Here is a 24,461-nt window from a genome sequence, read left to right as displayed (position 1 = left end):
GTGCGGGCGGTGGTATCGGCGGGTCGGATGGTCACGGGTCCGGAGGGACAGGTGGTCCCGGACGGGGCCGTGCTGTACGACGGGGGGCTGATCGCGGCGGCCGGGCCGCGTGCGGAGGTCGAGGCGCGGACCGACCCCGCGGTTTCCCGACTGGCCTTCCCCGAGGGCACCTTGCTCCCCGGCCTGATCGACTCCCACGTCCATCTCGCGCTCGACGCCGGCCCCGACCCCGTGGCCGGCCTGCGGTCCGCCTCGGACGCGGAGCTCTACGCCGCGATGGCCGACCGGGCGGGGCGGCTGCTCGCCACGGGCGTGACCACCGCACGCGATCTCGGCGACCGCGGCGGGCTCGCCGTACGCCTGCGGGACGAGATCGCGGCCGGGCGGGTGCCGGGGCCGCGCCTGCTGTCCGCGGGAACACCCCTGACCGTCCCGGGCGGGCACTGCTGGTTCATGGGCGGTGAGGTCGAGGGGGCCGACGCGATCCGCGACGCGGTCCGCCGCAACGTCGCCGCCGGAGTGGACCTCATCAAGGTGATGGCCACGGGCGGCGGCATCACCAAGGACGGACCGCCCGTCTGGCAGGCCCAGTTCACCCCGGCGGAGCTGGCCCTGATCGTGGCGGAGGCGCGGAGCTCCGGGCTGCCGGTGGCCGCGCACGCGCACGGGACCGAGGGCATCGCCGCCGCCGTGGCCGCCGGGGTCGACAGCATCGAGCACTGCACATGGATGGGGCGGACGGGTTTCGACGTACGGGAGGACGTGGTCGACGCCATCGCGGCGCGCGGCATCGCCGTCTGCCCCGCGGCGAGCCCCGATTGGCGCGGCTTCGCCGAGCGGTTCGGCCGTGAGCGGGCCGAGGAGATGTTCGGGCGGCTCCGGTGGATGGCGGAGCGCGGCGTACGGCTGCTGCCCGGGACGGACGCGGGTGTCCCGCGTGCCGTCTTCGACGCCTTCGTCTCCAGCCTGGAGTTCTTCGAGCACATCGGGCTGAATCCGGTCGAGATCGTCGACCTGGCCACCACGGGCGCTGCGCGGGCCCTGGGGATCGGTGACGAGACCGGCCGGCTGGTGGCCGGGCTGCGCGCCGATCTGCTGGTGGTGGACGGAGATCCGCTCACCGACCTCGCCGCGCTGCGTTCGGTCCGGCTGGTCGTGGCCGGCGGGCGAGTGGTCAGCCCGCTGCCGGGGGCCTCCTGAGCAGGGGTATCACGGGCGGAGCGGCCGCCGGGACGCGTTCCAGGACGCCGCCCGCGAAGACGTCGTAGAGCGGCAGCGTCTCCAGGTGGACGTAGCCGATGTGGCACTCGCAGGTGGTCAGCGGACACGGGCGGGGGCCGAGCGCGGTCCGGTAGGAGCCGTCGTAGAGGTTGCCGAGCTCGGCGCGGACGAAGTGGCAGCGGCGGACCGTGCCGTCACCGTCCACCGATATCACCGACTCGCCGGTGCGGCACGGCAGTCCGGCCGAGCGGTGCGGGTGCCGGCTGTACGGGAACAGCGGGTCGAGCGCGGTCCAGGTGTCGGCCTCGGCATCGGTGTAGGTGTGGCCGTCGGCCGCGTTCACCCACAGGTAGACGTGCGCGGGCAGCGCGGCGCGCAGCCTGCGGGCGTGTTCCAGGTTCTCGGGGAGGCCGACGATGCCGACGCTGTGGCGGACGCCCCGGTCGGCGAGGCCGCGCAGCTTGCCCAGGAAGCGGTCGTACGGGGTCTGCCCCGGGTGATAGGTGCACCACAGGGCGAGCGTGGCGGGGTCGGCCTCCGCGAGCCAGTCCGTGCGGCAGCTGAGGTTGGTCTGGATGGCGACGCGGTCGACGTGCGGCTGGTGCGAGAGGTCGACGAGGGCGCGGCGGTACCAGGACCGGACGAGCCCCTCGCCCCACGGGGTGAACAGGAGGGAGAGGCGGTCCTCCCCGGCACGGGAGCGCGCCCAGCCGGTGAACCGTTCGAGGGCGGCCCGGTCGGCGCGCAGCTGGGCCGTGGTGTCGCGCCGCTTGGCGAAGGGGCAGTACGGGCAGTCGTAGTCGCAGGAGGCGAGCGGGCCGCGGTAGAGCAGGGTGAGGTCCACGGCGGCTACTTGGCCTCGTAGGCGGCCATCGCGGCCCGTACGGCCGGTGAGAACAGCTCGGGGCCCAGCGCGTCGGAGTGGGCCAGGCCCTCGGGGGTCAGGCGCAGGAGCGGACCCGTCCCGTCCTGGTCGAGCCAGCCGCGGGCGGCGAACGCGGCCAGTTCGGCGGGGAAGTCCTCGTGCGGATCGGCGCCGAACCGCTCCCGGTAGTCGGCCACCGGCATGCCCTGCGCCTGGAGCAGCGACTGGAGGAGGTGGCGGCGGCGCGCCTCGTCGCCGTTCGTGGGCCGGCCGTGGACGGCGCGGGTGAAGTCGTCGGTGGCCGTGTAGTCGTCGATGATGCCGCGGATCTCGCCCATGTCGACCGCGTAGTCGAACGAGTAGTGCAGCGCGGAGGTGTAGGAACGGGCGCCGCAGCCCAGGCCGATCATGCCGTCCGTCTGGCAGGCGTGGTCGTCCGGGCCCTGGGGCGCCGTACCGGCCAGCCGGAACATGCGCATCGACACCTGCTCGTAGCCGTGCGCGAGGAGGTGGTCGCGGCCCTGCCGGTAGAGGCTCAGGCGCTGCTCGTCCCAGGCCCGGTCGGTCAGCGCGGTGCGCCGGGCGAGCCCGGTGAGGGGGCGCACGTACAGGGGGTACAGGTACAGCTCCTCGGGGCGCCAGGCCAGGGCGGCGTCCAGGGAGGTGCGCCAGGTGGCGGGGGTCTGGCCGTCGATGCCGTAGATCAGGTCGATGTTGAGGACGGGGACGCGGGCGTCGCGGATGCGGCCGAGCGCCGCCTCGACGTCGGCACGGCGCTGGGGGCGCACGGCCGCCCGGGCCTCCTCGGGCAGGAAGCTCTGGACGCCGATGCTGACGCGGGTGGCGCCGCGCTCGGCGAGGACGGCGAGCCGGTCGGCGGTGGCGGTGGCGGGGGACGTCTCCACGGACAGCGGGACGGCGCGCAGGTCGGCGCCCATGCGCCGCTCGGCGATGTCGCAGAGCCGTTCCAGTTCGGGGGCCGTCAGGAAGGTGGGCGTCCCGCCGCCGAAGGCGGCGTTGGCGAAGGAGACCGGGCCGTCGTCGCCGAGGGCGTCGCGCACGGCGACGGCCTGGCGCTCCAGGGCGTCGAGGTAGCGGCCGGTGAGCCCGTCGGGGGCGCCGATGCGGGTGAAGAGGTTGCAGAAGCCGCAGCGGACCTCGCAGAAGGGTATGTGGAGGTAGAGGGAGAGGGCGTCCTTGCGTTCGCCGCGCCACAGGTCCCGCAGGGCGGGCCGCTCGGGCAGCGGCCGGTAGGCGGTCTTGTGGGGGTAGGCGTACACGTAGGCGCTGTACGGGCGCAGCGGCGGCGCGGTGGGCGCGAGCGGGGCGGGTGCGGCGGTGGGGGCGGTCATGCGGACGGCTCCAGGAAGAAGTGGGCGTACGGCACGGTCCAGACGGCCTCGTGCGCGAGGCGGTGGCCGGTGTAGCCGTCGTCGCCGTAGGTGGTGCCGTGGTCGGAGCAGACGATCGCGAAGCAGCGGCGGCGGGAGCTCATGGCGGTGAACAGCCGGCCGATGTGCCGGTCGATGTACTCCAGGGCGGCGGCGTGGGTGGCGCGCGTGTCGCCCGCTTCGGCGGTGGCTCCGGCGAGGTGGAACCAGTTGGGCTGGTGCAGCGCGGAGGCGTTGACGAACAGGAACAGCCTCCGGTCGGCGGGCAGCGCGGCCACGACCTGTTCGGCCCGCTCGACCTGAGCCTCGAAGGAGGTGGGCGAGGCGACCCCGAAGGCCGGCTCCCAGTGGCTCTCCTGGAACATGCCGGGCAGTACGTCGCCCAGCGCGCCCTGCTTGTTGAAGAAGCCGACGCCGCCGACGCACACCGTGCGGTACCCGGCCGCGGCGAGGCCCGACACCAGGTCGGGGGTGTCGAACACATAGGTGCGGCCGGCGGTGCTCTCGCTGCCGGCGAAGCGGGCGGCGAACAACCGCGGGTGCGGGCCGGGCCGGGCGGGAGTGGGCAGGAAGCCGGCGAACATCGCCTGGTGGGAGGCGTAGGTGAAGCTCCCGGGGGCGTGCCGTTCCTCCCAGACACCCCCCGGCAGGTGCCGGGCCAGGTTCGGAATGCGTCCGGCGGCGGCCAGTTCGACGGCGACGTCGTGGCGCAGGGTGTCCAGGGTGAGCAGGAGCAGGTCGTCGCGGCCGACGACCTCGTTCATGTCGGGGAGCGGGAGCGCGGGGGTCTCAGGCGGGTGCACGGTGGTTCCTCGTGGGGTGGTGCTGTACGTGTCTTCGGATGGCGGCGGCCACTTGCGCGGCGTAGGTGTCAAGGCCCTCGGCGCCGCTGCCGGGCAGTCCGGTCAGGCCCGGCAGGAGGTCGCCGAAGGCGTTGACCTCGGCGACGGCGAACCGGCGCCAGCCGACGGCGGGCAGCAGGTCGACACCGACGCACAGGGTGCCCGGGAAGCAGGCCGCGGCCCGCTCGCAGGTCCGCAGGGCCCCGGACCACCCGGGGCCCGCGGCCCGGACCGCGGCGTCGAGGTCTGCGCGACGGCCGCCGAGATGGAGGTTGGTCATGGGGGTCCGGCTGGTGCGGACCACGGCGTGGGTGGCCCGGCCGGCCACCACGACCACGCGCAGGTCGGCCGACCCGTCCCCGAGGGCGGCCTTGGGCCACCACTGTTCGAGGTGGAGACCGTCGGGGGCGAGGGCGTCGACCAGCGCGGCGACCTCCGGCTCGCGGGTGAGGCGCCGTACCCGCAGGGAGTTGTGCAGCCGGCCGCCCTCCGCGCTCTCCACGGAGGTGGTCGCCCTGATCCGGCCCCCGCCGGCCGTCTCGACGGCGACGACACCGGAGGCGGAGGAACCGTGGGCGGGCTTCAGGAACACCCGCGGCATGCCGTGCGCGGCCATGAGGGCCCGTACGTCGTCCCAGCCGCGCACCGGAACCGTGCCGCCGGAGGTCGGCGACCGCGGAACGGGGACCCCGGCGCGGGCGAGGACCTCGTGGCAGAGCCGCTTGTCGAAGAGCACGGCCAGCTCGTCGGGGTCGTCGAGGCGCAGCCCGCCGGTCAGCGTCCGGACGGCCGCCGTGAACGCGGCGTACCAGCGGGCCCCGCCCTCCACCCGGGTGGGGTCCCCGGCGCCGCGCAGGAGCCGGTCGACCTCGGCGTTCTCCCCGGGCGACTCGATCCGGACCATCTCGTCGGCGGCGAACGCGGCGCCGCCCCCGCGCAGGACGTCCCTCCAGGGCACGATGCGCGGCGCGGGCAGCCCGGCATCGCGCACCGCCCCGGAGAACAGGGCCACGCGCCGGTTCTCCGGGTTGCCGACGACCGCCCAGCGCGGCGGTGGTACGTGCTGCGTCATGGTCCGCGCGCTACTCGCCGACGGCGACGTAGCGCCAGATCCGGCCGTCGTCCTCGTCCTCCTCGGCGTGGCCGCGGTCGAGGTCGAGGTCGACGCCGGCGCCGCCCAGGACCTCCTGCAGACGCTCGCGCAGCGGCCCGCCGAGGTAGTTGTGGTGCAGGTCCAGCTTCTTCAGGTGCGTCAGGGGCTGGCCGGAGAGCAGGGCGGCGCCGCCCTGTTCGGTGAGGACGCCCATGGACAGGTCGAGGGTCTCCAGACGGGCGACCACGGGTGCGGACGCGACGGCGCCGGCGATCTCGTCCTGGATGTCGCTGTTGCGCAGGCCCAGGTGACGCAGGCGCGGCAGGCGGTCGCCGTCGAGGATCGGCGCCACGTCGGTGATCGCCGCGTCCCCGCCGTACTCGCTCGTGCCGAGCCACAGGTCGAGGTGGACCAGGGCGGGCAGGTCGCTCGCGGCGACACCGCGGACCACCTCGGCGGGCATGCCACCGGTCTCGACGGTCAGGGAGCGGAGCCTGTGGTGCGTGACGGCGGGCAGGACCAGCCCGGAGCCGCCGCGCACGCCGAACTCCTCCAGCTCCGGGAAGCCGTCGAGGAGCGGGCCGACGTCGCTCTGGGTGATCCAGGAGATCTCGCACTCCTCGGAGTGCATGTCCCCGAGGAACAGGCCCCGCAGGGCGGGCAGGCCCGGGCGTGCGTCGAGGAGGGCGGCGATGATCTCCTCGGGCCCGCTCTCGTAGGCCTCCTCCCAGGCACCGACGACGATCGCGCGGACCTTCGTCGTGTCGACCGCGGCGCGGAACCGGGCGAACGCCCCGGTCCAGCTCTCCTCGCTGTCGTAGGTGTCGCTGGAGATCCGCCACGCGACGGCGTCCGCCGCGGGCAGGGGAGTCGTGTCGGCGTCCTCCCGGCTCGGGAAATCGAAGACGGGCAGCCCGCACGATTCCGTCAGGTGTCTCGGGTGGCTCATGGGGTTCCCGCCGTTCCTCGCCTGTCGCGTCCGATGTGCTGCAAGTTGTACCAAGGGGCACTGACAGGGGCGGAGGCAGGGCGGGTGTGGGCGGGTGCGGGGCGGGAGGAGGGCCGTTGTCAGACCCGCCCCCTACCTTCGGAGGAGAACGCGGCGCACCGGGCGGCGCGGGGGGAAGGGGACACCCATGTACCGGCAGGGGGACGTGCTCATCGTGCCGCTCGACGAGTCGGCGGTGCCGCCGCACGCGGCCGACGCGGACCAGGAACAGCGGGACGGGCGGGGCCGGATGGTCCTCGCCCTGGGCGAGGTCACCGGGCACGCCCACGCCGTGCTCGGGCCCGGGCGGCTCGTCCGCGAACCGGGAGCCTTCGGCCCGCTGCTGCTGCACCTCCCGGACGGCGGGCGGGTGGTGCACGAGGAGCACGCCGCGATACCCCTGCCCAAGGGCTGGTACCGGGTCGTGCGGCAGCGGGAGTACATACCCGGATCCGTACGGATCGTGGCGGACTGACAACGTGTCGGACAGTGGGGGATCGGGGATCGTGATGACGGACATCGACGCATGGAGGGCGGCCGCGGCGGCCACCGGACCGGCCGACCGGGCGGCCGCGGAGGCCGGGGTACGCCTCGCGTACCGGGCCGCGGGCCTGGCGGAGCCGGAGCGGATCGTCTGGGCGGACTCGCCCCGGGAGGCGGTGCGCCTGCTCGGAGAGGACGACGGGCCGTGCGGACCGGCCGCGCGCGGGCGCGGCGTACGGGAGACGGTGCGCACCGCGCCGTGGGCGGCCGAGCGGGACCGGGTGCAGCGGCAGCTCGGCCCGCAGGGCTGGGGCCGGCACTGGAGCGCGACGGGCGGCCGCCTGTGGGAGAACACCGAACGCCTGGCGGAACGGATCCGCACGGGTCTCGTCGAGGAGTTCACGGCGGGGGCGGCCGCCCCCGCGGCCGAGGAGCGGTCGCTTCGCCTGCTGCTCCTGGACGCGGTGCTCGGGCAGCACGACGCGGCCTGGCTGTGCGCCTTCGACACGCGGGAGGGCACGCTCCTGCACGGGCTCGGCGTCCTCGCCCGCTCGGCCGGCTGGTGGTGGCCCTACGAACGGCTGGCCGTGCTGTGCGAGCGCCCGGTGGAGCTGCACCGCGACGAGGCGGGCAGGCTGGACCGCGGGGACGGCCCGGCGCTGGCGTTCCCCGACGGGTTCGCGCTGCACGCGTGGCGGGGCATGCCCGTCCCGGCCGAGTTCCTGGCGGGACTCGGCGCCCTGACGCCGGAGCGGATCCGGGAGGAGGAGAACGCCGAACTCCGGCGGGTGATGCTGGAGTTCTACGGATACGACCGCTATCTGCGGGAGTCGGGGGCCGACCCCGTGCACCGGGACGAGACGGGGATCCTGTGGCGCATACCCATGCCGGACGACGAGGCCGTCGTGATGGTCGAGGTCGTCAACTCGACACCGGAGCCCGACGGTACGAGCCGTACGTACTGGCTGCGGGTACCGCCGACGACCCGGACGGCCCGCCAGGGCGTGGCCTGGACGTTCGGCCTCGGACCCGAGGTGTACGCACCGCTCCGGGAGACGTGAACCCTCCGCGAGGGACGTTCCGTCAAAAAGGGCTTCAGCACGGGCGATCCGGGTGTGCGAGGCTGGGGAAATGACGTTCGAATTCGAAGCGGAGTGGACACGGGCGAAAGGAGAGGCGGCGATGCGCCTCGCCTCCGCCGGACCGTCGCCCTCGCCCACGCCGCAACCCGGGCCGTCCCCGTCCGCGGGCCAGCCGGACCTCGGCCTCACTGCCGGACCGGTGCACTCCAAGGCGTCGGGCATCCGCACGGCGAACGCGGAGGCCCGGGGCAAGTCCACGCTCGACGACGCCGAAGCCGTCGGCAAGAGCCACTCCGGATGGGCGGCCGGTCCGGCCAGCAACGACTGCGTCACCGGCTGGCAGCGCAGGCTGCGGGAGCTCGCGGACCTGGTCGACGGCGCGGCCGACGCCCTGACCACGGGAGCGAACGGCATCACCGCCGAGGACCAGGCGATAGCCGACCGGCTGCGCGCGGCCGGCGGCGTACTGGAGGACGCCTGATGGTCTCCGTACCCGAGCTGAAGCAGGCCGACCCGCAGAAGTGGCGTACCGCGGCCGACGACGCGGTGGCCGTGGCGAAGCAGTGCGACGGCCTCGCCTCGTACGCGCGCGAGGACGTCGCCCGGACCGTCGACCGGTGCTGGACAGGCGAGTCCGGGCGCGCCGCCACGGAACGGTTCGTGAAGCACGCCGACGACTACGAGACGTCCGGGCTGGCCCTGCGCGCGATGGCCAAGGTCTACGACGACCTGGCCGAGGCGATCACGGCAGCGCAGCGGGACCTGAACAGCGCCCTGGACTACGCCCGTGCCCGCGACCTGAAGGTCGACGACAGCGGCCGGGTCCAGTTGTCCCGCCCCGTCATGGTGCCCGCGGGCAGTACCGAGCACCTCGAACCGGTCAACCACGCACAGGGGATCATCGGCGACGCCCTGCGGAAGGCCACCCAGGCCGACGTGGACGCGGCCCGCGCCCTGCGCACGATCGAGGGCCTGACCGCCGTCTCCGACCCGGCGCTGGCCAAGGAGGCCCTCACCCCGGGCTCCCCGCTCGCCGTGGCCCTGGCCCTGTCGGGCGGCACCGACGGCCTGCACCCGATCAACGTCTCCCCGGCGCAGTTCGCCGCGGTGAACCGGGCCTCGGCCGAGACGGGCATCAGCCGGAAGCTGCTGCTGGCGATCCTGTGGCAGGAGCAGCAGTGGTACCAGAACTTCAGTCCCGGCCTGACCGGCCCGCTGGCCCAGGTGGGACGGATCTTCGACTGGTCGTTGCAGCAGACCCTCAAGCCCGACAAGTCCCTCGGCATCACCCACATGAAGCCGGACACGGCGCGGGAGGTGATGGAGAACAACCGTGAGGCGTTCACGCTGGAGGACGGGACGTTCCTCGGGCGCCTCGGTGACGCGGAACTCACCAAGTACATCGAGGAGAACCCCGACGAGAACATCCGCATGAGTGCCTACCTCCTCAAGGACCTGCAGGAGAACCCCTACGGGGCGAGGACCGACAAGCAGCTCTTCACCCTCTACGCGGCGGACACTCCCGAGGTCCGGGAACTGAACGAGCAGTACGGCGACGAGTCGGGCAGCCGGGGCGGAGACATCAAGACCCGGGGAGGGAACTGGGACAAGGTGGAGCCGCACCTGGACGACGCCATGGCCTGGTACGCGCTGACGGACGAGCAGCGGGCCACCGCCGTGCGGCAGCTGGAATCGCAGACCCCGGCCGGACATCACGTCTCCATCGACCCGATCTACCATGAGGGCGGAGGGCCGCACACCGGGACGGGAACCGGTCCCGCGGAGCCCGGCACCCCCTCGCCGAGCCCGGGTCCGCCGCCCACGCCGCCGAGGAGCAACTGACGCATGCGCACACGGAAGTCCGTCCCGCTGCTGCTGTGTCTCGTGCTGACGGCGAGCGGCTGCGGCCTCGTCGGCGGCGACCGGGGTCCCGAGCCGCTCACGCCGATGCCGAGCGAGGTACCGGCCGGCCCCGAGTACGCGACGGCCGAGGACGTGGTCGCGGCCCTCGTGAAGGGCGGCTTCGACTGCAGGACCACCTTGGTCAACCACTACGCGCACGGGTCGAACGCCACCTGTGAGGTGCAACACCGCGGAACGACCGTCTCCAACGAGATCTCGGTGCTGAGCACGGACCGGTTCAGCCGGGACGAGGTCGGCGACTCGATCGCCACCGGGCGTCGGGCGTACCGGCACACCATCGTCGCCGCCGGGAACTGGTTCATCTGGGTGCGGCCCGGGGTCTACGCCCACGACATGGCCGCGGCGCTGCCCGGTTCCGTGGTGCTGGATCCGATCGTGGAGAAGTAGCGGCAGGTCCGAAGGTACGGCGGCCGGGCAGCTGTCCCTGCCGAGACGCTGCCCCCACACCATGCACCGCTGACGCCCTCGCCGCCCTCGCCGCTCCAGGCGAGGGCGGCTTTCGTCGTGGCCCGCGACGTCCACCGTCCTGAGTCGCTGCGGTGCGTCGAACTCGCACGGGCGAGTCGCGCAATATGTCCGTATTTAATGTCTTTTCGTGAGTGAAGCAGAACACTCTCCGCAAGGTATTGCGCATGGGTTTCGGGAGTCGGGGCAGGCGGCCGGACCACGTCGGTCTCACCGACAGGGGGACTCAAAGGAACGAAAGGCCATACGTACCGTGACGGCAGCACAGCAGACCATCCACGTGGGCGGAGAGTGGCGCGCGGCCCTGTCCGGGGCCACGCGCGAGATCATCGACCCCGTCGACGCGACCCCCTTCGAGGTAGTGGCGGAGGGCGGTGTCCCGGACACCGACGACGCCGTGGCCGCGGCACGAGCCGCGTTCGACTTCGGGGCCTGGCCGCGCACGCCCGCCGCCGAGCGGGCCGCCCTGCTGCGCCGGGTCGCCGCACTGCTGGAGCGCGACCGCGAGCGGATCGGCGCCCTGGAGAGCCGGGACGCGGGCAAGACGCTGGCGGAGGGCCGCGTCGACGTCGACTGCGTCCGCGACGCCTTCCGCTACTTCGCCGACCTCGTGGAGAGCGAGAACGACGGCGGACGGGCCGTCGACGCGGGCTCGGACGAGATCCGCAGCGTCGTCGTGCACGAGCCGGTCGGCGTCTGCGCCCTGATCACGCCGTGGAACTACCCGCTGCTCCAGGCCAGCTGGAAGATCGCGCCCGCACTCGCCGCCGGCAACACCTTCGTGATCAAGCCCAGCGAGATCACCCCGCTGACCACCGTCGTGCTGATCGAACTGCTCCTGGAGGCCGGACTTCCGCTCGGCGCGGCCAACGTCGTCACCGGTCCCGGCGGCACGGTCGGCGCCCGGCTCGCCGAGCACCCCGGCGTCGACCTCGTCTCGTTCACGGGCGGTCTCCTCAGCGGCACCAAGGTCGCCCGGGCGGCCGCCGACAGCGTCAAGAAGGTCGCACTCGAACTGGGCGGCAAGAACCCCAACGTCGTCTTCGCCGACGCCTGTGCGACACCCGAGGACTTCGACACCGCCGTCGACCAGGCGCTCAACGCCGCCTTCATCCACAGCGGTCAGGTCTGCTCCGCCGGCTCCCGCCTCATCATCGAGGAGCCGCTGCGCGACCGCTTCGTCGCCGAGCTCGCCCGCCGCGCCGAACTGATCCGGCTGGGACGCGGCACCGATGCGGGTGTCGAGTGCGGTCCCCTCGTCTCCGCGGCCCAGCTGGCACGGACCGAGGCGTACGTGGCCTCCGCCCTCGCCGAGGGCGCGTCCCTGCGCGCGGGCGGCGGCCGGCCGGCCGGCCCCGGCTACTTCTTCCGGCCCACGGTCCTCGACCGGTGCCACCGCGGCATGCGCGTCGTCCGCGAAGAGGTCTTCGGCCCCGTCCTCACCGTGGAGACCTTCCGCACGGAGGAAGAGGCCGTCGCCCTCGCCAACGACACCGAGTACGGCCTCGCCGGAGCCGTGTGGACCTCCGACGAACACCGGGCCCGGCGCGTCGCCGGTCTGCTGAGGCACGGCACCGTCTGGATCAACGACTTCCACCCCTACCTGCCGCAGGCGGAATGGGGCGGCTTCGGGAAGTCCGGCATCGGCCGCGAACTGGGCCCCGGCGGTCTCGCCGAATACCGCGAGGCCAAGCACATCTACCAGAACCTCGCCCCGCGCCCCGTGCGCTGGTTCGCGGGTGCGACGGCGAAGGGCTGAACATGAGCGACCAGCACATGAACGACCAGCACATGAACGACCAGCACGTGTACGACTACGTCGTCGTCGGCGGCGGCACCGCCGGATCCGTCATCGCGTCCCGGCTGACCGAGGACCCCGACGTCAGCGTCGCCGTCATCGAGGGCGGCCCCAGCGACGTCGGCCGCGACGACGTCCTCACCCTGCGCCGCTGGATGGGTCTGCTCGGCGGCGAGCTCGACTACGACTACCCCACCACCGAGCAGCCCCGCGGCAACTCGTACATCCGCCACAGCCGTGCGCGGGTACTGGGCGGGTGTTCCTCCCACAACACCCTCATCGCCTTCAAGCCCCTCCCCTCCGACTGGGACGAGTGGGCCGGGGCCGGGGCCGACGGGTGGGACGCGAAGGCCATGGACCCCTACTTCGCCCGGCTGCGCAACAACGTCGTCCCCGTCGGTGAGGCCGACCGGAACGCCATCGCCCGCGACTTCGTCGACGCGGCGCGGACCGCGCTCGGCGTGCCGCGCGTCGAGGGCTTCAACAAGGCCCCCTTCCACGAGGGCGCCGGCTTCTTCGACCTCGCCTACCACCCGGAGACCAACAAGCGCTCCTCCGCCTCCGTCGCGTACCTGCACCCGTTCCTGGACCGGCCGAACCTGCACATGGCCCTGGAGACCTGGGCGTTCCGGCTGGAGCTGGAGGGCACCCGTGCCACCGGCGTGCACGTCCGTACCAAGGAGGGTGCGGAGCACGTCGTGCGCGCCCGGCGCGAGGTCCTGGTGTGCGCCGGAGCCGTGGACACCCCGCGCCTGCTGCTCCACTCGGGCATCGGACCGCGCGCCGACCTGGAGAAGCTCGGCATCCCCGTCGTGCACGACCTGCCGGGCGTAGGGGAGAACCTCCTCGACCATCCCGAGTCGGTCATCGTGTGGGAGACGCACGGGCCGATCCCGGAGAACTCCGCGATGGACTCCGACGCCGGACTGTTCGTCCGCCGGGACCCCGGGGCCGAGGGCCCGGACCTGATGTTCCACTTCTACCAGATCCCCTTCACCGACAATCCGGAGCGCCTGGGGTACGAACGGCCCGCGCACGGCGTGTCGATGACCCCGAACATCCCCAAGCCGCGCAGTCGCGGCCGGCTCTACCTGACGAGCGCCGACCCCGAGGTCAAGCCCGCCCTCGACTTCCGGTACTTCACCGACGAGGACGACTACGACGGCCGGACCCTCGTCGACGGGATCCGCATCGCCCGGCGGATCGCGGCGAGCGAACCGCTGGCCGGCTGGCTCAAGCGCGAGGTGTGCCCGGGTCCCGAGGTGACCTCCGACGAGGAGCTCAGCGCGTACGCCCGCCAGGTCGCGCACACCGTCTACCACCCCGCCGGCACCTGCCGGATGGGGGCCGCCGACGACGAACTCGCCGTCGTCGCACCCGATCTGAAGATCCGGGGCCTCGACGGCATCCGCATAGCCGACGCGTCCGTCTTCCCCACCATGACCGCCGTCAACCCCATGATCGGCGTGCTCATGGTCGGCGAGAAATGCGCCGACCTCCTGGGAGGTACCACCCGATGAACACCCTGCCGCACACCGCGACCCCGCCGCAGGCGCCCGCGGAGTCCGTCTTCTCCGTACGCGACCTGTGGAAGGTCTTCGGCCCGAAGGCGGACCGCGTGCCCGCCGACAAGGAGCTCGGGGCCCTCGGCGCCGCCGAGCTGCGCGAGCGCACCGGCTGCACCGCCGCCGTCCGCGACGTCTCCTTCGACGTCCGCAAGGGCGAGGTCTTCGTGGTCATGGGCCTGTCGGGCTCGGGCAAGTCCACGCTCGTACGCTGCCTCACCCGGCTCATCGAACCGACCTCGGGCACCATCTCCATCGACGGCGAGAACGTGCTCTCCATGGACAGCGGCCGACTGCGCGAGCTGCGCCGGCACCGGGCGGCCATGGTCTTCCAGCACTTCGGGCTGCTCCCGCACCGGACGGTGCTCGACAACGTCGCCTACGGGCTGGAGATCCAGGGCGTGGGACGCGGCGAACGGCGCGACCGAGCCGCCGAGTTCGTCACCAAGGTCGGCCTGGACGGCCTGGAGCACCGCAGGCCGGGCCAGTTGTCCGGCGGCCAGCAGCAGCGCGTGGGCCTCGCCCGCGCGCTCGCCGTGGACCCCGAAGTACTGCTTTTCGACGAGCCGTTCAGCGCGCTGGACCCGCTCATCCGCCGGGACATGCAGGAGGAGGTCGTGCGCCTGCACCAGGAGGAGGGACGCACGATGGTCTTCATCACGCACGACCTGAGCGAGGCGCTGAAGCTGGGCGACCGCATCGCGCTGATGCGCGACGGCCGGATCGTACAGCTCGGCACGCCGGAGGAGATCGTCGGCGCTCCCGCCGACGACTACGTCAGGGACTTCGTCCGCGACGTGCCGCGCGAGCAGGTGCTGACCGTGCGCTCGGCGATGCGCCCCGCGCTCGTCGACGAGGCCCAGGCCGGCCCGGCACTCGCCCCGAGCGCCACCGTCCACGAGGCCATCGAGGCGGTCGCCCGCACCGGCGAGAACGCGCGGGTCGTCGAGGACGGCAGGTGCCTGGGCGTGGTCGACCGCGCCGGACTCCTCGGTGTCGTCGCCGGGATACCGGCCCGGACGGGAAAGGCGGTGGCCTGATGTACGGCCATACGACCTGGCCGCCGCCGTGCGGCACGACCGGCGCCGGCGCCGGCGCAAGTGCCGGCGCAAGTGCCGACGCGGTGCCGGCCGACACCGGGCGGTGGAACGGATGACCACCACCGCCACCTCCGCCCCGCCGGGCTCCAAGCCCACGGACCGGACGACGACCCGGACCACGACCACGCCCCCCGCGGACGACGGGCCCGGTGTGCTGCGCGGGCTCGCGCAGCACCGCGGTCGGCTCATCGGCGTCTGCGCGGCGCTCGCGCTCGTCCTCGGCTGGGTGTTCCTGGGCGCCGGGAACTGGCCGGCACCGCTCTCCGTCGACCTGTCGGGCCCGCTCGAGCGCACCAGCGACTGGATCATCGACAACCGCGACGGCCACCCGCTCTTCCTCTACTTCCTCGGGCACGTCAGCAACCTCGTGGTCCTGGCCGTCCGCGCCGTGTACCTGGTGCTGCTCGCGCTCGGCTGGGCCGGCGTCACCGCCGCCGCCGCCCTGCTGGCCTGGCGGGTGGCGGGAGTCCGGCTCGCGCTGACCTCCCTCGCCGCCTTCTGCGTCTGCGGACTGCTCGGCATGTGGGTGCCCACCATGCAGACGCTCGCCCTGATGGTGGTCGCCGTCGCTGCGTCCGTGCTGCTCGGAGGCCTCCTCGGACTCGCCGCCGGCCTGTCGGACCGGATGCACCGGATCCTGCGGCCCGTCCTGGACACCATGCAGGTACTGCCCGCCTTCGCGTACCTCCTGCCCGTCGTCCTCGTCTTCGGCATCGGCGTGCCCGCGGCCGTCCTCGCGACCGTCGTCTACGCGGCCCCGCCCATGGCCCGCCTCACCGCGCTCGGGCTGCGCGACGCGGACGCCGGGGTCGTGGAGGCCGCCACCTCCCTCGGCGCCACCGGCCGGCAGCGGCTGCTCACGGCCCGGCTGCCACTGGCCCGCAAGGAACTGCTGCTCGGCGTCAACCAGTCGATCATGATGGCGCTGGGGATGGCCGTGATCGCGTCCGTCATCGGCGCGGGCGGCCTCGGCGACCGCGTGTACCAGGCACTGGCCTCCGTCGACGTCGGTGCCGCGCTCGCCGCCGGTGTGCCGATCGTGCTGCTCGCCATCGCCCTGGACCGGGTCACCGCCGCGGCGGGGGAGCGGATCGGCGGAGCCCCGGCAGACCGGTCCGCGCTCCGCTGGGCCGTCGCCGCCCTGGTGACCGGCGCCGTAGCCGTCGGAGCCCGCCTGCTCGACCGGCTCTCCTGGCCCGACGCCTGGACGGTGGACATCGCCGGGCCCGTCAACGAAGCGGTCGATTGGATGACCGCCCACCTCTACTCCGGAGTGCCCCTCGTCGGCGGCACCGCGGACTGGGCGGGGCACTTCACCACGTGGGTCCTCAACCCCCTGCGCGACGGGCTGCAGTGGCTGCCCTGGTGGACGGTCCTGCTGACCGTCGGCGTGCTCGCCCTGCTCATCGGCACCTGGCGCACCGCCGCGACGGCCGTCCTGGCGATGGCCGCGATCGGTGTCCTCGGCGTCTGGGACCCGGCGCTCGACACGCTGTCCCAGGTCCTGGCCGCCGTCGCCGTGACCCTGCTGCTCGGCATCGCCCTCGGCGTCGCCGCAGCCCGCAGCACCCGCCTGGGGCGGGCCCTGCGTCCGGTGCTCGACGTCTTCCAGACGATGCCGCAGTTCGTCTACCTGATCCCCGTCGTCGCCCTGTTCGGCGTGGGCCGCGCCCCGGCCGCCGCGGCCGCCGTGGTCTACGCGCTGCCCGCGGTGGTGCGGATCACGGCCCAGGGCGTGCGCGCGGTGGACCCGGGCGCGCTGGAGTCCGCCCGCTCGATGGGCGCGACCGGACGCCAGCAACTGCTCCAGGTCCAACTGCCGCTGGCACGGCCCGCGCTGCTGCTGGCCGTCAACCAAGGCGTGGTGCTGGTCCTCGCCGTGGTCGTCATCGGCGGCCTCGTGGGCGGCGGGGCGCTCGGCTACGACGCCGTCTTCGGTCTTGCACAGGGCGACCTGGCGACCGGTCTGGTCGCCGGCGCGGCGATCGTCTGCCTCGGTCTGGTGCTCGACCGCGTCACCCAGCCGACCGGCCGCCGCGACCCCGCCGGAAAGGGGGCCTGACATGGCTCGCACCACACGCACCACACGCACCACACGCACCATGCGCTCCGGGGCTCTCGCGGCGGCCGCCGCCTTCGCCCTGACGGCCCTCACGGGCTGCGGCGCCGCCGACATGACACGCCAGTCCTCCCCGTACGCCGACGCGAAGGGCTCCCGCACGGTCACGCTGTCCGTGCAGTCCTGGGTGGGCGCGCAGGCCAACGTCGCCGTCGCCCAGTACCTGCTGGAGCACGAGCTCGGCTACCGGGTGGACACCGTGCAGATCGACGAGGTGCCCGCCTGGGACGCGCTCAGCCAGGGCCGGGTGGACGCCATCCTGGAGGACTGGGGCCACCCCGAGCAGGAGAAGCGGTACATCGACGACAAGGCGACGATCGAACGGGGCGGCGACCTCGGAGTGACCGGCCACATCGGCTGGTTCGTACCGACGTACTTCGCCGAGGAACACCCGGACGTCACCGACTGGAAGAACCTGAACAAGTACGCCGCCGAGTTCCGCACCGCGGAGAGCGGCGGCAAGGGACAGCTGCTGGACGGCTCCCCGTCCTACGTGACGAACGACAAGGCACTCGTGAAGAACTTGGACCTCGACTACCAGGTCGTGTTCGCGGGATCGGAGGCGGCGCAGATCACGCAGATCAGGCAGTTCGCCAAGGAGAAGAAGCCGTTCCTCAGCTACTGGTACAAACCCCAGTGGCTGTTCGAGAAGGTCCCGATGACCGAGGTGGAGCTGCCCGAGTACAAGGAGGGCTGCGACGCCGACCCGAAGAAGGTGGCCTGCGCCTACCCGCACACGCCGCTCCAGAAGTTCCTCAACGCCCGCTTCGCGGCCGGCGGGGGCGATGCCGCGGCCTTCCTGAAGAAGTTCCGGTGGACGACCGGGATGCAGAACGACGTCGCCCTGATGATCGCTGAGGAGAAGCTCTCCCCACAGGAAGCGGCGGCCCGCTGGGTGGAACGCAACGAGGCCACCTGGCGCTCCTGGCTCCCGTCCTGACGCGGGAGCCCGCAGGGGTCCCGCTGCCCCGTGCGCGTGCCGGGCGGCCGGCGGCGCCGCGGGTCGCCCGGGCCCCGCTCGGGGACGATACTGAAGGCCACGGTGCGTGGAGGCGACATGCGTGAACCGGAGCATCGCGGCCCGGGGACGGCCTCGGGCTCGGTCAGCGGCACGGCAGCGGTCGTCCTGGACGGCGACGGCGTGGTCATCGCCCGTTCGGAGCGGGCCGCGACACTGCTGGAATGCTCGCCCGGCCGGACCTGTGTGCCCCTGCTGGGGATGCTGCCGCGCGCCGGGACCGACGCGGGGCCGGCCGGGCACCTGATGACCGCTCCGGGCGACGCTCACGCGGGCCGGCAGGTCCCACTGCTCTGCACGGTCGTCCGGCTCGCGGCGGCCCACCCACCCGGCGGTGTGGGCGCCGCCACGCAGTGGCTGGTCCTGGTCACCCCGGCGGAGACGGCCGAGGAGGCGGCCGAGCGCGATGCGCAAAGGCGCCGGACGGGGCTCTCCCAGGCCGCCGCCGCTGGTATCGGCACTTCCCTGGACATGATCGAGCTGGCCGGGACCCTGGTGAACCTGCTCGTCCCCGACTTCGCGGACCTGGCGACCGTGGACATCGCCGAGAACGTGCTGGTGGGCGACGAGCCCCCGCACTTCCGCACCAGCGGCGACGTCCGCCTGCGCCGGACCGCCGCCGCGCAGAGCCCGGAGATATCCGCCGAGGACCTGCTGGCGGTGGGGGAGGCGCTCCCTCCGGTGACGGACAGCACGTTGATGCGTCCCCTCATGGAGGGGCTGCCCGTACTCGTGCCGGACGTGGCCCTCCTGCGGGCCGCGCTCGGCGTGGATCCGAAGGCCCTGCCGCTGTTCGTCCCGAGCGGAGCCCACTCCTCCATCGCCATGCCGCTCTATGCGCGGGGCCTGATCCTCGGCTGCGTCACTGTCTGGCGCAGCCAGCTGCCTTCCGCGTTCGGCGAGGAGGACGCCGCACTGCTGAAGGACGTCGTGTCCAGGGCCGCACTCGGCGTCGACAACGCGCGCCGCTACACCAAGGAACACCGGTCGGTGGTGACCCTGCAGCGAAGCCTGTTGCCGCGCTCGGCCCTGGACTCCGCCGCCGCCGAAACGGTGGGCGTCTACCAGCCGGCGGGCGGCGGCTCGGGAGTCGGCGGCGACTGGTTCGACGTGATCCCCCTGCCGTCGTTGCGCGTCGCGTTCGTCGTCGGGGACGTCGTCGGACACGGCCTCGACGCCACCGCGGCCATGGCGCGCCTGCGCACCGCGGTGCAGACCCTCGCCGACCTCGATCTGGATCCGGGCGAGCTCCTCACCCATCTCGACGACCTGGTGCTCGGCTTCTCCGAGGAGCAGATGAACAGCGAATCCCACGCGGAGCATCCGGGCCGCTCGGAGCGCTCCGAGCCGGCGGTGCTCGGAGCGACGTGCCTGTACGCCGTCTACGACCCGGTGACGGGGCAGTGCGCCGCGGCCGCCGCGGGACATCCGCCGCCGGTCCTGCTGCCGCCGGAGGGGGAGCCGGTCTTCCTGCGCGTGACGCCGGGGCCGCCGTTGGGCGTGGGCGGAGTGCCGTTCGAGGTGACGGAGTTCGGCGTGCGGCCCGGCAGCATGCTCGCGTTCTTCACGGACGGACTCGTGGAGAGCCGGAGCGGCGACATCGAGGAGGGGATGGAGAGACTGAGGGGTTCGTTCGCCGGAGCCGACCCGGGGCTGCCGCTCGACGAGCTCAGCCGGGCCGTCTTCGACGGGGTGCGCCCCCAGGAGTCCGTCGACGACGCCGCCCTGCTGCTCGCCCGCATCCACGCGCTCCCGCCCGACCAGGTCGCCGAGTGGGAACTGGACGCCGACCTCTCGCTCGTCGCGCGCGCCCGTGAACTGGTGGTGGGCCAGTTGTCCGAGTGGCAGCTGGACGAACTGGGCTTCGTGACCGAACTCGTCGCCAGCGAGCTCGTCACGAACGCGATCCGCTACGCGGGGGGACCGGTCGGGCTCCGGCTGATCCGCGACCGGGTGCTCGTCTGCGAGGTGTCCGACCCCAGCAGCACCCAGCCACGCCTGCGTCGTGCCCGGGAAACGGACGAGGGCGGGCGGGGCCTGTTCCTCGTGGCCCAGCTCGCCGACCGCTGGGGCTGCCGGTTCACCGGCACCGGCAAGACCATCTGGACGGAACAGCCCATCGGCGGGCCCCTCGCCCAGGGAGCGTGACCGGCGGCCCGCATGCGGGCGTACGGTCCACCCGGTAGCGTCGAGAGCGGGCGTTCCGTCCGCACCGCTGCCGAGCCGGGGGCCGGCGGAGCCGCCGACGGCATCGGCGGAGGAAGACAAGGGCCCCGAACCGATCGTCACGGCCCGGCGCCGCGACCCGTGCGACCGGCCGGGCGAAGTGACCGGGAGGCCAGATGGCGCACCGTCGACCGACCCGCCACCACGGCACGGTACGGCGCCTGCGGGCCACGTCGGCCGGCCTGGCGACCGGTCTCCTCGTCGCCGGACTGCTCGCGGCGCCCGCGCGCGCCGACTCCACCCCCGGTACGAGCCCCAGCCCCGACGCGCCGATCGGCACGGTCGCCCGGACGGTGGGCGACGCCCGCTTCGAACCGGGGCCCTGTCCGAAGACACCGGAACCGATCGAGGCGCTCGACGGGGCCCGCTGCGGAACGCTCACCGTGCCCGAGAACCGCGCCGCCCCGAACGGCAGGACGACCGAGCTCGGTGTCGCGATCGTCCCCGCCGCGACCGACAAGCCGAAGACCGACCCCATCGTGTGGCTCGCGGGCGGACCCGGCGACGACGCCGTCGGGGAGGCGAAGATGGCGATCGACGGCGGCCTGAACCGCGACCGTGACGTGATCTTCATGTCCCAGCGCGGTACGTACTCGGCCGACCCGAACCTCCTCTGCCCCAACATCGACGAGTTCAACGCACGCTCCGTAGGCCTCGCCTACGACGCCCCGTCCACCGAACGCCTGCACGTCGACGCCACGAAGGCCTGCCGCGACCGGCTGGCGGGCCGCGGGATCGACCTCAGCGCCTACAACGACACCGAGAGCGCCGCCGACTACGAGGACCTGCGCAAGGCGCTCGGCGTCGAGCAGTGGAACCTGTTCGGGATCTCCTACGGCACCCACCTGGCGCTCGTCTACATGCGCCTGCACCCCGAGGGGCTGCGCTCCGTGGGCATCGACGGCATACTGCCGCCGTCCACGTCCGGATCGGCTGCGACCTGGAGCAGCGCCCGGCAGGGCTTCGACGGCCTGTTCAAGGCCTGTGCGGACCAGCCGGCGTGCAACAAGCGCTATCCGAACCTGTCGGCCACCTTCGACCGGCTCGTCCGCGAACTCGAAGCCAAGCCCGTCACCACGACCGTCACCCTCCCCGGCAGCGACAAGCCGGTGAAGGTCGTCCTGGACGGCGGGGCCCTGGTGAACTGGATGACCTCCGCCACCCACGTGGCGCCCCAGGTGCCCGCGGCGCTCGACGAGCTGGCACACGGCAAGCCGCAGCGGATCGCCCAGCAGTGGGCCGGCGGCAAGCTCAGCCCCCAGGCCATCGGCAGGGTCGCGCACGGCCTCGTCTACGGCGTCTTCTGCAGCGAATGGACACCGTACGAGAGCGAGGACGCGGCGCTCCGGGGCGGACGGGCGACGTTCCCCTCCTTCCCCCGCTCGGTGCAGGCCCAGGCCCCGCAGCTCGCCTTCCTCCACCCCGACTGCGACGCCTGGAACGTCCCCCCGGCGTCGCCCTCGATCCGGGACGTCACACGCGGTGACATCCCGACCCTCGCCCTGTCGGGCGGGTTCGACTCCCAGACCGGGGCGGACAACGGGCCGTACGTCGCCCGTACGCTGAGCAAGGCCAAGGTCGTCACGGTCCCGTACGAGCCGCACGTGGTGTTCGCCACCTCGAAGTGCGCGCAGGAGATCACCGTCTCGTTCTTCGACGACCCGGCCGCACCGAAGACCGCATGCCTGAAGAACCTCGAGGCGCCCGAGTTCGAGATCGGGCCTTGAGCTCGCGGCGCGGACCCCGCCCCGAGCCGTCCGACAACGTACAGGAACTCCTCGTCGCCCTCGGACAGCTCGTCGACCAGGCCCTGGACCGGATCGAGTACCAGCGGGCCAGGGTCGAGCTGGCCGTGGCACTGCAGCGCCACATGCTCCCGCCCGGGCTGCCGCAGCTGCCCGGTCTGCGGCTGGCCGCCAGGTACGCCCCGTCACGAGGCGGTCTGGAGGTGGGCGGCGACTGGTACGACGCCTTCGTCATGCACGACGGATCGCTGGGTCTGACGGTCGGCGACGTGCAGGGCCACGACGTGGAGGCCATCGCCTTCATGGGCCAGGTGCGTACCAGCCTGCGCGCCCTCGCGCAGACGACGAGCGACACCCGGGAGGTACTGGGCCGCGCCAACGATCTGCTGATCGCCATGGGATGCGGCCTCTTCGCGACCTGCTGTTTCCTCCGCTTCGACCCGGTCAGCCGCGATCTGACGGTCTCCAGGGCCGGCCACGTCCCGATGGTCTGGGCCACGGCCGGAGGCCGGCACGGCATCGCGCTCGACCGCGGCGGGCCGCCGCTCGGCATCGTGTCGGGTGAGAGGTACCCGGTGACCCACCGGCGCCTGACGGAGGCGGGAGTGCTCGTCCTGCTCACCGACGGAGTGGTGGAGGGCCCGCACTACCCGATGGAGTCCGGTCTGGCCGAGGTGGTCAGACTGGTGCGCGCGGGGTTCGACGCCGATCCCGACGTGCTCGCCTCCGCCGTCGTCAAGGTGGCCGACCTGACGGGACACCGCGACGACGCCGCGGTCCTCGTCGTCCGCTACGACGGTCCCCAGGCGGAACAGCTGGGGTCGCCGTCGACGTGATCCGAGCGCAGACTGCTGTCGTGAGCAGCGCGGAGATGGATCGTCTCGGGTCCGCCGCGCTGCGCATCCTCGGCGTCGCCGTCGTCTACTACGGCGCCGCGCGCATCGGCCTCCTCCAGCAGCTGGTGCGCGACCAGGTCACCCCCCTGTGGCCACCGACCGGCGTGGCGCTGGCCGCGCTGCTCGTGATGGGGTTGCGCGTCTGGCCGGGCATCGCGCTGGGCGCGTTCCTGGCCAACGTGTTCCTGGGGCCGTCGCTGGTCTCCGTACTGGTCATCACCGCGGGCAACACCCTCGCGCCGGTCTGCGCCGCCCTGATGCTGCGCAGAGCCCGGTTCAGGAACGAGCTGGACCGGCTGCGGGACGTACTGGCACTGGTCTTCCTCGGCGCGCTCGCCGGGATGTCGATCAGTTCGACCATCGGCACCGGGGTACTGGTCCTCTCCGGAGCGCTGGACGCCGGCGACTTCTGGCCGACCTGGTCGGTGTGGTGGACCGGCGACGCGATGGGAGTCCTCGTCGTCACCCCCTTCCTGCTCGTGCTGCGCACGGCCCACTGGCCGTCGGGCGCCGGACCCGGCCGATGGTTCGAGGCGGTGGCGCTGGCGCTCGGCACGCTCTTCGCCACGCTCCTGGCGACGCGCACGCGGGACTCGAGCCTGCTCTTCCTCGTCTCGCCGTTCCTGATGTGGGCGGCCTTCCGCTTCCGGCTGGCCGGCGCGGCACCGTGTGCGCTCGCCGTGGTGACGCTGGCGGTCCTGGCGGCCGCCGGGGACACGGGCCCGTTCGTCGGCGACGACGTCTTCGCCAACATGGTGACGCTCCAGGCCTTCAACGGCACGACCGCGCTGACGGCCCTCCTCCTCGCGGCCGTCATCACCGAACGCGACCGGACGTACGAGGAGATCAAGCAGCTCTGCGGGCGGCTCGCGGAGGTGGTGGGCCGGATGGAGCCGCGCCCCGATTCGTACCGCGCCCCGCCCGAGGACCACCCGCCGCCGTGACCGGTGCGGGCAGCCGAGGAGGGCTGCCCGCACCGGAGCGGCCGGTGCCGCTCAGCTGCCGGCGAGAAGGGCGTTCATCCGGGCGATCTCCGCGCTCTGGGAGGTGATGATCGCGGCGGCCATGTCCTTGGCGGGCCGGTGAGCGCCGTCGGCCTGCTCGGTCCTGGCCATGGCGACGGCGCCCTCGTGGTGCTCGACCATCATCCGGAGGAAGGCGGTGTCGAACGCCTTGCCGGACGACGCCGCGAGCTGCTTCATCTCCTCGGCGGACATCATGCCGGACATGGCGTGGCCGTCGTGGCCCCCGCCCGTGGCCGGTACCTGCTCGCCCCAGGAGGTCAGCCAGCCGGAGAGGGTCCTGATCTCCGGGTCCTGGGCCTTCTTGACCTCCTCCGCGAGCTTCTTCACCTCTGCGGACTCCGCCCGGGCCGCGGCGAGGTCGGCCATCTCGACGGCCTGCCGGTGGTGGGGGATCATCCCCTGCGCGAAGACGGCGTCGGCGGCGTTGTGGTCGCCCTGCCGTGCCGGGGCGGACGCGGACGGCGAGGCGGAGGCCCCGTGCCCGTCGTGGGCCGGGCCGGAGTCGTCGCCGTTGCCGCCGCAGGCTGCGAGGACGAGGGCGGCGGTGGCGGCCGCGGCCACGGCCGCGGCACGGCGGATCGGGGAACGCTTGCTGGTCATGGTGCTGCTCCTGCGA

Annotated in this window: 21 protein-coding genes; 15 read left to right on the top strand and 6 right to left on the bottom strand. The window is 73.2% G+C overall.

Going from position 1 to position 24,461, the window contains the following annotated elements; genetic code table 11:
- The first annotated feature begins 27 nt into the window (after positions 1-27).
- The gene (locus ACXNSR_RS06250; RefSeq protein WP_458641148.1) at positions 28-1,200 is read left to right on the top strand and encodes a metal-dependent hydrolase family protein; all 1,173 of its coding nucleotides are present in this window, start codon (positions 28-30) and stop codon (positions 1,198-1,200) included.
- On the opposite strand, the gene ACXNSR_RS06245 is transcribed toward ACXNSR_RS06250, so the two are convergent.
- Genes ACXNSR_RS06245 through ACXNSR_RS06225 form a run of 5 tightly spaced genes read right to left on the bottom strand, consistent with a single transcriptional unit; the run spans position 1,175 to position 6,361 of the window.
- The gene (locus ACXNSR_RS06245; RefSeq protein WP_458641147.1) at positions 1,175-2,065 is read right to left on the bottom strand and encodes an STM4011 family radical SAM protein; all 891 of its coding nucleotides are present in this window, start codon (positions 2,063-2,065) and stop codon (positions 1,175-1,177) included. The two genes, ACXNSR_RS06250 and ACXNSR_RS06245, sit on opposite strands and share 26 nt — an antisense overlap.
- 5 nt (positions 2,066-2,070) lie before the next feature.
- Complete coding sequence (locus ACXNSR_RS06240) at positions 2,071-3,438, bottom strand: STM4012 family radical SAM protein (protein ID WP_458641146.1); 1,368 nt, start codon at positions 3,436-3,438, stop codon at positions 2,071-2,073.
- Entirely contained in the window at positions 3,435-4,241 is an 807-nt protein-coding gene (locus ACXNSR_RS06235) for an STM4013/SEN3800 family hydrolase (RefSeq protein ID WP_458643582.1), read from the bottom strand. The genes ACXNSR_RS06240 and ACXNSR_RS06235 overlap by 4 nt, the downstream gene beginning before the upstream one ends.
- 25 nt (positions 4,242-4,266) lie before the next feature.
- Positions 4,267-5,391, bottom strand: coding sequence for an STM4014 family protein (locus ACXNSR_RS06230; protein ID WP_458641145.1), 1,125 nt, complete (start codon positions 5,389-5,391; stop codon positions 4,267-4,269).
- A 10-nt stretch (positions 5,392-5,401) separates the two neighbouring features.
- A complete protein-coding gene (locus tag ACXNSR_RS06225; protein ID WP_458641144.1) occupies positions 5,402-6,361 on the bottom strand; it encodes an STM4015 family protein in 960 nt (319 codons plus the stop codon).
- Positions 6,362-6,548: 187 nt separating this feature from the next.
- On the opposite strand from ACXNSR_RS06225, the gene ACXNSR_RS06220 reads away from it, so the two are divergent.
- The 14 genes from ACXNSR_RS06220 to ACXNSR_RS06155 all read left to right on the top strand — a co-directional run bounded on the left by ACXNSR_RS06220 (position 6,549) and on the right by ACXNSR_RS06155 (position 23,764).
- Positions 6,549-6,875 carry a hypothetical protein gene (locus ACXNSR_RS06220; protein ID WP_458641143.1) on the top strand — a complete coding sequence of 109 codons (327 nt, stop codon included), beginning with the start codon at positions 6,549-6,551 and terminating at the stop codon, positions 6,873-6,875.
- 34 nt (positions 6,876-6,909) lie between these two features.
- Positions 6,910-7,944: a DUF6745 domain-containing protein gene (locus ACXNSR_RS06215; protein ID WP_458641142.1), complete on the top strand. Its 1,035-nt coding sequence runs from the start codon at positions 6,910-6,912 to the stop codon at positions 7,942-7,944.
- A gap of 121 nt (positions 7,945-8,065) precedes the next feature.
- The gene (locus tag ACXNSR_RS06210) at positions 8,066-8,446 is read left to right on the top strand and encodes a hypothetical protein (protein ID WP_458641141.1); all 381 of its coding nucleotides are present in this window, start codon (positions 8,066-8,068) and stop codon (positions 8,444-8,446) included.
- Positions 8,446-9,807 carry a hypothetical protein gene (locus tag ACXNSR_RS06205; RefSeq protein WP_458641140.1) on the top strand — a complete coding sequence of 454 codons (1,362 nt, stop codon included), beginning with the start codon at positions 8,446-8,448 and terminating at the stop codon, positions 9,805-9,807. Before ACXNSR_RS06210 ends, ACXNSR_RS06205 begins: the two co-directional genes overlap by 1 nt.
- Before the next feature lie 3 nt (positions 9,808-9,810).
- Complete coding sequence (locus tag ACXNSR_RS06200) at positions 9,811-10,275, top strand: hypothetical protein (protein ID WP_458641139.1); 465 nt, start codon at positions 9,811-9,813, stop codon at positions 10,273-10,275.
- 331 nt (positions 10,276-10,606) lie between these two features.
- Positions 10,607-12,112, top strand: coding sequence for an aldehyde dehydrogenase family protein (locus tag ACXNSR_RS06195; protein ID WP_458641138.1), 1,506 nt, complete (start codon positions 10,607-10,609; stop codon positions 12,110-12,112).
- 32 nt (positions 12,113-12,144) lie between these two features.
- Positions 12,145-13,671, top strand: coding sequence for a GMC family oxidoreductase (locus tag ACXNSR_RS06190; protein WP_458643581.1), 1,527 nt, complete (start codon positions 12,145-12,147; stop codon positions 13,669-13,671).
- Complete coding sequence (locus ACXNSR_RS06185; RefSeq protein WP_458641137.1) at positions 13,668-14,756, top strand: quaternary amine ABC transporter ATP-binding protein; 1,089 nt, start codon at positions 13,668-13,670, stop codon at positions 14,754-14,756. The genes ACXNSR_RS06190 and ACXNSR_RS06185 overlap by 4 nt, the downstream gene beginning before the upstream one ends.
- A gap of 112 nt (positions 14,757-14,868) precedes the next feature.
- Positions 14,869-16,878: an ABC transporter permease subunit gene (locus tag ACXNSR_RS06180; protein ID WP_458641136.1), complete on the top strand. Its 2,010-nt coding sequence runs from the start codon at positions 14,869-14,871 to the stop codon at positions 16,876-16,878.
- A gap of 40 nt (positions 16,879-16,918) precedes the next feature.
- Complete coding sequence (locus ACXNSR_RS06175; protein WP_458643580.1) at positions 16,919-17,875, top strand: ABC transporter substrate-binding protein; 957 nt, start codon at positions 16,919-16,921, stop codon at positions 17,873-17,875.
- Between the two features lie 117 nt (positions 17,876-17,992).
- The gene (locus tag ACXNSR_RS06170; protein WP_458641135.1) at positions 17,993-20,101 is read left to right on the top strand and encodes an ATP-binding SpoIIE family protein phosphatase; all 2,109 of its coding nucleotides are present in this window, start codon (positions 17,993-17,995) and stop codon (positions 20,099-20,101) included.
- A gap of 194 nt (positions 20,102-20,295) precedes the next feature.
- Positions 20,296-21,906, top strand: a complete 1,611-nt coding sequence (locus ACXNSR_RS06165) for an alpha/beta fold hydrolase (RefSeq protein WP_458641134.1) — start codon at positions 20,296-20,298, stop codon at positions 21,904-21,906.
- Complete coding sequence (locus ACXNSR_RS06160; RefSeq protein ID WP_458641133.1) at positions 21,903-22,760, top strand: PP2C family protein-serine/threonine phosphatase; 858 nt, start codon at positions 21,903-21,905, stop codon at positions 22,758-22,760. The genes ACXNSR_RS06165 and ACXNSR_RS06160 overlap by 4 nt, the downstream gene beginning before the upstream one ends.
- Positions 22,761-22,795: 35 nt before the next feature.
- Positions 22,796-23,764, top strand: coding sequence for an MASE1 domain-containing protein (locus tag ACXNSR_RS06155; RefSeq protein ID WP_458643579.1), 969 nt, complete (start codon positions 22,796-22,798; stop codon positions 23,762-23,764).
- A gap of 51 nt (positions 23,765-23,815) precedes the next feature.
- On the opposite strand, the gene ACXNSR_RS06150 is transcribed toward ACXNSR_RS06155, so the two are convergent.
- The gene (locus ACXNSR_RS06150; RefSeq protein WP_458641132.1) at positions 23,816-24,445 is read right to left on the bottom strand and encodes a DUF305 domain-containing protein; all 630 of its coding nucleotides are present in this window, start codon (positions 24,443-24,445) and stop codon (positions 23,816-23,818) included.
- Positions 24,446-24,461: the final 16 nt, after the last annotated feature.

It is taken from the genome of Streptomyces sp. NC-S4 (assembly GCF_054353315.1).
This window is presented reverse-complemented; position numbering and strand designations above follow the sequence as displayed.

Bases quoted from the DNA above. Each gene is read 5' to 3' on its own strand.
- ACXNSR_RS06190 (WP_458643581.1), top strand. From the start codon at position 12,145: ATGAACGACCAGCACGTGTACGACTACGTCGTCGTCGGCGGCGGCACC.
- ACXNSR_RS06220 (WP_458641143.1), top strand. From the start codon at position 6,549: ATGTACCGGCAGGGGGACGTGCTCATCGTGCCGCTCGACGAGTCGGCG.
- ACXNSR_RS06210 (WP_458641141.1), top strand. From the start codon at position 8,066: ATGCGCCTCGCCTCCGCCGGACCGTCGCCCTCGCCCACGCCGCAACCC.
- ACXNSR_RS06180 (WP_458641136.1), top strand. From the start codon at position 14,869: ATGACCACCACCGCCACCTCCGCCCCGCCGGGCTCCAAGCCCACGGAC.
- ACXNSR_RS06235 (WP_458643582.1), bottom strand. From the start codon at position 4,241: ATGAACGAGGTCGTCGGCCGCGACGACCTGCTCCTGCTCACCCTGGAC.
- ACXNSR_RS06200 (WP_458641139.1), top strand. From the start codon at position 9,811: ATGCGCACACGGAAGTCCGTCCCGCTGCTGCTGTGTCTCGTGCTGACG.
- ACXNSR_RS06150 (WP_458641132.1), bottom strand. From the start codon at position 24,445: ATGACCAGCAAGCGTTCCCCGATCCGCCGTGCCGCGGCCGTGGCCGCG.
- ACXNSR_RS06165 (WP_458641134.1), top strand. From the start codon at position 20,296: ATGGCGCACCGTCGACCGACCCGCCACCACGGCACGGTACGGCGCCTG.
- ACXNSR_RS06225 (WP_458641144.1), bottom strand. From the start codon at position 6,361: ATGAGCCACCCGAGACACCTGACGGAATCGTGCGGGCTGCCCGTCTTC.
- ACXNSR_RS06175 (WP_458643580.1), top strand. From the start codon at position 16,919: ATGCGCTCCGGGGCTCTCGCGGCGGCCGCCGCCTTCGCCCTGACGGCC.
- ACXNSR_RS06215 (WP_458641142.1), top strand. From the start codon at position 6,910: ATGACGGACATCGACGCATGGAGGGCGGCCGCGGCGGCCACCGGACCG.
- ACXNSR_RS06185 (WP_458641137.1), top strand. From the start codon at position 13,668: ATGAACACCCTGCCGCACACCGCGACCCCGCCGCAGGCGCCCGCGGAG.
- ACXNSR_RS06205 (WP_458641140.1), top strand. From the start codon at position 8,446: ATGGTCTCCGTACCCGAGCTGAAGCAGGCCGACCCGCAGAAGTGGCGT.
- ACXNSR_RS06230 (WP_458641145.1), bottom strand. From the start codon at position 5,391: ATGACGCAGCACGTACCACCGCCGCGCTGGGCGGTCGTCGGCAACCCG.
- ACXNSR_RS06155 (WP_458643579.1), top strand. From the start codon at position 22,796: ATGGATCGTCTCGGGTCCGCCGCGCTGCGCATCCTCGGCGTCGCCGTC.
- ACXNSR_RS06240 (WP_458641146.1), bottom strand. From the start codon at position 3,438: ATGACCGCCCCCACCGCCGCACCCGCCCCGCTCGCGCCCACCGCGCCG.
- ACXNSR_RS06170 (WP_458641135.1), top strand. From the start codon at position 17,993: ATGCGTGAACCGGAGCATCGCGGCCCGGGGACGGCCTCGGGCTCGGTC.
- ACXNSR_RS06250 (WP_458641148.1), top strand. From the start codon at position 28: ATGGTCACGGGTCCGGAGGGACAGGTGGTCCCGGACGGGGCCGTGCTG.